This window comes from Ruegeria sp. BB1, assembly GCF_056539465.1.
Genome location: NZ_JBQFVB010000019.1, coordinates 1 through 6,036, shown reverse-complemented (window position 1 = coordinate 6,036; position 6,036 = coordinate 1). Strand labels below are relative to the sequence as shown.

Genomic DNA, 6,036 nt, shown 5'->3' with positions numbered 1-6,036 from the left:
TTGCAGAATTGCCACAAGGTGTTTTGTGGATATTTTTTTTGGCGGATTGTTTCGGGACGTTTGTTTTGAAAGTTGTTAGTGAGGCGCCGATCGAAAAAGCGATAGATTGACGTGAAGATTCGAGCGGTTTCTGTGAGGTTGAAAGGCCTGTTGGCGTTGGTATGTGCGGGTGCGGCGGGCATGGGTCAGGCGCAGTCTGTTTCGACCTATGGCACACCCGGCCTGCTTGAGATTCCGACCGCCGAGATGTTCGATGACGGGGCGCTGGTGTTCACCGCTGCGGGGTTGCGCAATAGCGGGCGGGGGACGATGACGTTCCAGATGCTGCCCTGGGTGCATGGCAGCTTCCGTTATGCGGTGATCGACAGGCTGGATGGGCCCGACACCACCCGGTATGACCGCAGCTTTGACATCCATTTCCGGTTGCGCGAGGAAAGCCGGCACAGCCCGGCCATCGTGATGGGGCTGCGCGATTTTGGCGGTACCGGCGTCTATGCCGCCGAGTACTTTGTGGCCACCAAGACCTTTCAGGACCGGCTCAAGCTGACCGGTGGCATCGGCTGGGGCCGCATGGCAGGGCGGGGCGCGTTTTCGAACCCGCTGGGTGTGTTTGGCAGCCGGTTCGACACCCGGCCGCCGCCAAATTCAAACGGTCAGGGCGGTGAGCTGGAATTCGGCAACTGGTTCCGTGGCGATGCGGCGCTGTTTGGGGGCGCCAGCTGGCAATATAATGACCGGCTGACCTTTCTGGCCGAGTATTCCCCCGATCTGTACAGCCAGGAAGCGGTCAACGACAGTTTCCGGGTCAGATCCCCGATCAATGTCGGGGTCCAGTACCGGTTCGACAATGGCACGCAGCTGACCACATCTTTTCTTTATGGCTCCACGCTGGGGCTGACGCTGAGCTATTTCGTCGACCCACGCAAATCGGTGGCGCCGGGCGGACAAGGTGCCGCGCCACCGCCGTTGCAGCCCAGATCCCAGACCGCTGCCGCAACAGCGGACCGCGCGACCGGCGACATCCGGTCCCGGATGCAAGCCGCGCTGGCGCAGGAAGGGTTGCGGCTGGTCTATCTGTCGGAGACCGGCGATACGGTTCAGGTCGGGGTCGAGAACACCACCTATGGTCAGGCCGCCCAGGCGTTGGGGCGCACCGCCCGCGTGCTGGCCAATGAAGAACCCGCCCAGACCGAGCATTTCGACATCGCGCTGATGTCGAACGGCGTGCCGCTGAGCGCGGTGCGGGTCAATCGCGACGACCTGTATGAGCTGGAACACGACCCCGACAATGCCTGGCGCAGCTTTGCCCGGGCCGAGGTGTCGGACACGCTGCCGCTGGTGCAGGGCGGTATCCTCAGCGATGCTTACCCGCATTTTTCCTATCGGTTCGGGCCGTATCTGAACTTTTCCTTCTTCGACCCCGACGACCCGCTGCGATACGAGGTGGGCGCCGCGCTGGGGCTGGATTACACGCTTTCGCCGGGCTTCACCCTGTCGACCGGGCTGCGGTTGCCGATCCTCAGCACGCTGGATGACAGCACCCGGGTCTCGGATTCGCCGCTGCCGCATGTGCGCTCAGACTGGGCGATCTATGCCCGCGAATCCAACCTGCGGATCGAACATATGACCGGCGAGTACCTGTGGCGGCCGGGCACGAACCTTTATGCCCGCACCACGCTGGGCTATCTCGAGACCATGTTCGGCGGGCTGTCGGCGGAACTGCTGTGGTATCCCACCAACAGCCGCCTGGCGTTGGGGGCCGAGGCCAATTATGCGGTGCAACGCGATTTCGACGTGCTGTTCGGCTTTCAGGATTATTCCGTCGCCACCGGGCATGTCTCGGCCTATTACGATCTGCCGGGCGAGTATCACGCGCAGGTCGATGTCGGGCGCTACCTGGCGGGCGATTATGGCGCCACCTTCACGCTGGATCGCGAGTTCAACAACGGCTTCAAGGTTGGTGCCTTCTTTACCCTGACCAATGTCAGCTCGGAAGAGTTCGGCGAAGGCTCGTTCGACAAGGGTATCCGGCTGGAAATCCCGGTCTCATGGCTGACCGGGCGTCCGTCGCGCAACAAGATCGCTCAGACCATCCGTCCCGTTCTGCGCGATGGCGGCGCGCGACTGCATGTGCGCAACCGGCTCTATGGCGTCACCCGCGAGGCCCGCGCGCAGGACCTGTCGCGCGGCTGGGGGAGGTTCTGGCGATGACAGCCCTGCGCCGCCCTGCCCTGTTGGCCCTGCTGGCCCTGATGCTGATCTCCTGCGGCGACGCGCAGGAAGATGTCGATCTGCTGAAGGGGGCGCTGTTTCCCAATGCGCCCCGGTTCCATCCGCGCGCGCAGGCGCTGGCCGCGCGCCGCCCGATCCCGCCGCGGCTTGAAGTCGGCTTTCCCGCCCGCGATCTGGCCGGGGTCATGTTGCTTGAGACCGAGCGCGCCGGGGTACAGACCTGGCTGAGTGCGGATGGCGCCACCATCACGCTGGATCAGGGGTTGCTGACCTCGGCCAAGGGGTTCGGCGGCGGTCTGGCCGGATCGGATGTCAGCCAGAGCGCGGCGCTGATCCTGAGCGGCGGTTCGGGCCGAGCCGAGCGGTTCCACAGCTTTCTCAACGGCAATGACGAGATCGAGCTGCACGCCTATCGCTGCCGGATCACCCCGTTGGGGTCTGACCCGGTGGTGTTGCAGGGCACGCCCGTTGCCGCGCAAAAGCGGCAAGAGGATTGCTATGGGGTGGCCGAGACCTTCAGCAACATTTACTGGGTGCAGGACAGCACCGGCCGCATCGTCCAGTCCTCGCAATGGACCGGCGATTTCCTGGGCAACATGGTCATAAAGGTGGTGCCCGATGAGAGTTGAGATTTTGAACAGCAAAGGACAGCGCGTGCGCCATTTCCCCCTTCTTCTCAGTGCGCTGGCCCTGAGCGGCCTGATCGCCGGATGTTCAACCATCTACCGCAGCCCCTCGGTGACCGCAGGCGTGTCGGATGCCGGCAAGGTCCGTGTCGTGCCGGTCACGCCCGAGACCGTGCTGGTGGCCAACCGCTCGCCTTATGCGCCCAAAACCCTGCCTTCGGTGTTTGGTCTGTCGGCCGGATCGGGCTCCTCCACCAGCTTGCGCGGCACCGGCCCCCTGCCCGAGGCGCCCTCGACCCAGGACGGATCACGCGCCGGGCTGCAGCTGGACCCGCCACCGCAAGTGAACCCCGGCCCCTACACCATTGGCATCGGCGACGTGCTGGTGCTGTCCACGCCATCCACCCAAGGCACCGCCGGAGAGCTGTCGGGCCTGCTGGCCGCGCAGAACAGCCGCAACGGCTATACCGTGCAGGATGACGGCTCGATCAACATCCCCGATGTCGGCCGCGTGCGGCTGGTCGGCCTGACCGTGGATGAGGCCGAGGCGCTGCTGTTCCAGCGTCTGGTGGAAAACCAGATCGACCCCACCTTCAGCCTGGAAATTGCCGAGTTCAATTCCCGCCGCGTCTCGGTCGGCGGCGCCGTCGGCCAGCCCGGCATCCAGCCCATCACCCTGACCCAGCTGACCCTGGGCGAGGCGCTGTCGGCCGCCGGGTCGGTCTCGGTCAGCGATATCGACAATTCCTCGGTGCGCATCTACCGCGACGGGCAGATGTATCAGATCCCGCTGGAAGATCTGTATGCGCGCACCGCCTTGCAGAACCTCAACCTGATCGCCGATGACTCGGTCTTTGTCGATACCGACTATGATCTGGACCGGGCCGAGCGCTTCTTTGCCCAGCAGATCGCCCTGCGCGAGACCGTGCTGGAAGGCCGCCAGACCGCCCTGCAAGAGCTGAACGTGGCCGTCAATCTGCGCCGTGCCGATCTGGATGAGCGCCGCAACAACTTTGTTCAGTCCATCGAACTGGACGCGGTCGATCGCGATTACGTCTACCTGTCCGGCGAGGTCCGCACCCAGGGCCGCTATGCCCTGCCGTTCAACCACGCGGCCACCCTGGCCGATGCGCTGTTCGACACCGGCGGCGGCATCGCCAAGGAAACCGGCGACGCATCGGAGGTTTATGTGCTGCGCGCCGCAACCGACGCCCGCGAGTTCGGCGCCGTCACCGCCTGGCACCTTGATATCCGCAACGCCGCACAGCTGACCCTGGCCGCGCAATTCCAGCTGCGCTCAAACGACATCATTTTCATCGCGGAAAACCCTGTCACAAAATGGGGCCGCACCATCAGCCAGATCACCCCATCCCTTGTCACGACGCCAATCAATGCCGCGGTAAATTAAGACACCCACCCGGGCACCGCCATCGCGCCCAATCAGCACAAGCGCGCTGGCCGCCCGGGCCGGATCATTGCCTTCACGTCTTTCAAAAGCTTATCACACACCAAAAACACGATTATGATCGCACCGGGCGTGCCGACCCTGGGTACACAAGGAACCAAGATATGAAGATCGCGATTGCCGGGATTGGCTATGTTGGCTTGTCCAACGCCGTGCTGCTGGCGCAAAACCACGACGTTGTTGCCCTGGATGTGTCCGCCGCGCGCGTGGACATGCTCAACCAGCGCGAAAGCCCGATCCAGGATGCCGATATCACCGACTTCCTGACCAACCGAACGCTGAACCTGACCGCCACCACCGATCCCGAAGCCGCGTTTGGCGGGGCAGATTTTGTCGTTGTGGCCACCCCGACCAATTATGATCCGCGCAGCAACTATTTCGACACCAGCTCGGTCGATACGGTGATCGACCAGGTCACCAGAGTGAACCCCGATGCTGTCATCGTGATCAAATCCACCATCCCCGTGGGCTTTGTCACCGATGCCCGCGCGCGGTTTGGCACCGACAATGTGATCTTCTCGCCAGAGTTTCTGCGCGAGGGGCAGGCGCTGCACGACAACCTGCATCCCAGCCGGATCATCGTCGGCGAACGCTCGGACCGGGCCAAGACCTTTGCCGAGCTGCTGCTGGAAGGAGCAGTCTCAAAAGATGCGCCGGTGTTGTTCACCGACCCCGACGAGGCCGAGGCGATCAAGCTGTTCGCCAATACCTACCTTGCCATGCGCGTGGCCTTTTTCAACGAGCTCGACAGCTATTCCCTGGCCGGCGGCATGGACCCGCGCCAGATCATCGAAGGCGTCAGCCTCGACCCGCGCATCGGCGCGCATTACAATAACCCCTCGTTCGGATATGGCGGCTATTGCCTGCCCAAAGATACCAAACAGCTGTTGGCCAATTACAACCATGTGCCGCAGAACCTGATCCGCGCCATCGTCGATGCCAACCGCACCCGCAAGGATTTCCTCAGCGATCAGATTCTGATGAAAGGGCCCAAAACCGTCGGCATCTACCGGCTGGTGATGAAAGAAGGCAGCGACAATTTCCGCCAAAGCTCGGTTCAGGGCATCATGAAGCGGATCAAGGCCAAGGGCATCCAGGTCATCGTCTATGAACCGGTTTTGAGCGAGGATCATTTCTTCCACTCACCGGTGATCCGCGATCTTGACGCCTTCAAGCAGCAGGCCGACCTGATCCTCGCCAACCGCATCTCGGACGAGATCCGCGATGTCAGCGACAAGGTCTTCACACGCGATCTGTTTGGCGCGGACTGATCCCGACAGAGGGGTTTTGAGAATACAAAAAAGCCCCGCCGCCGGAAGTCCGGTGGTAGGGCTGTGCGCCGTGAACGGCGGATACCTTACGTCAGCACAAGCGCATGAATGCCCGACGCCGTTGTGCCGGTCGCATGCACACGCGTAACCCCCACCGGCAGGATCGAAAAATCCGCCACCTGAACGGTGCGCGTCTCCCCTCGAACCGTGGTCATCACCACGGCCCCGCCCGCCTCAACATAAAGACCAATCGCCACATCCGACAAATCCGCCACATCCGACGGCGCAACAGGCAAAACATCACGCGCAGGCCCCGAAAGGCTGGAAACGCGATTGATAAAAGGGTTCATGCTCATCAACCCAACCTCACTCAGTCATCTCAATCAGAAGCACCATAAACAAAACACAACTAACACAACCAAAACACACCGAACGGAACGGC

Annotated in this window: 5 protein-coding genes; 4 read left to right on the top strand and 1 reads right to left on the bottom strand. The window is 62.5% G+C overall.

The window, feature by feature from the left end:
• The first annotated feature begins 180 nt into the window (after positions 1 to 180).
• The 4 genes from ACR0AL_RS20875 to ACR0AL_RS20860 all read left to right on the top strand — a co-directional run bounded on the left by ACR0AL_RS20875 (position 181) and on the right by ACR0AL_RS20860 (position 5,594).
• Positions 181 to 2,211, top strand: a complete 2,031-nt coding sequence (locus ACR0AL_RS20875; RefSeq protein ID WP_480664525.1) for a YjbH domain-containing protein — start codon at positions 181 to 183, stop codon at positions 2,209 to 2,211.
• Positions 2,208 to 2,861, top strand: a complete 654-nt coding sequence (locus ACR0AL_RS20870; RefSeq protein WP_170352133.1) for a YjbF family lipoprotein — start codon at positions 2,208 to 2,210, stop codon at positions 2,859 to 2,861. Before ACR0AL_RS20875 ends, ACR0AL_RS20870 begins: the two co-directional genes overlap by 4 nt.
• Positions 2,851 to 4,266, top strand: a complete 1,416-nt coding sequence (locus tag ACR0AL_RS20865; RefSeq protein WP_170551231.1) for a polysaccharide biosynthesis/export family protein — start codon at positions 2,851 to 2,853, stop codon at positions 4,264 to 4,266. The genes ACR0AL_RS20870 and ACR0AL_RS20865 overlap by 11 nt, the downstream gene beginning before the upstream one ends.
• Positions 4,267 to 4,427: 161 nt before the next feature.
• Positions 4,428 to 5,594: a nucleotide sugar dehydrogenase gene (locus ACR0AL_RS20860; protein ID WP_170413161.1), complete on the top strand. Its 1,167-nt coding sequence runs from the start codon at positions 4,428 to 4,430 to the stop codon at positions 5,592 to 5,594.
• 86 nt (positions 5,595 to 5,680) lie between these two features.
• Here ACR0AL_RS20860 and ACR0AL_RS20855 read toward each other — a convergent pair whose 3' ends face one another.
• Complete coding sequence (locus ACR0AL_RS20855) at positions 5,681 to 5,950, bottom strand: spike base protein, RCAP_Rcc01079 family (RefSeq protein WP_480664523.1); 270 nt, start codon at positions 5,948 to 5,950, stop codon at positions 5,681 to 5,683.
• Between the last annotated feature and the right edge of the window lie 86 nt (positions 5,951 to 6,036).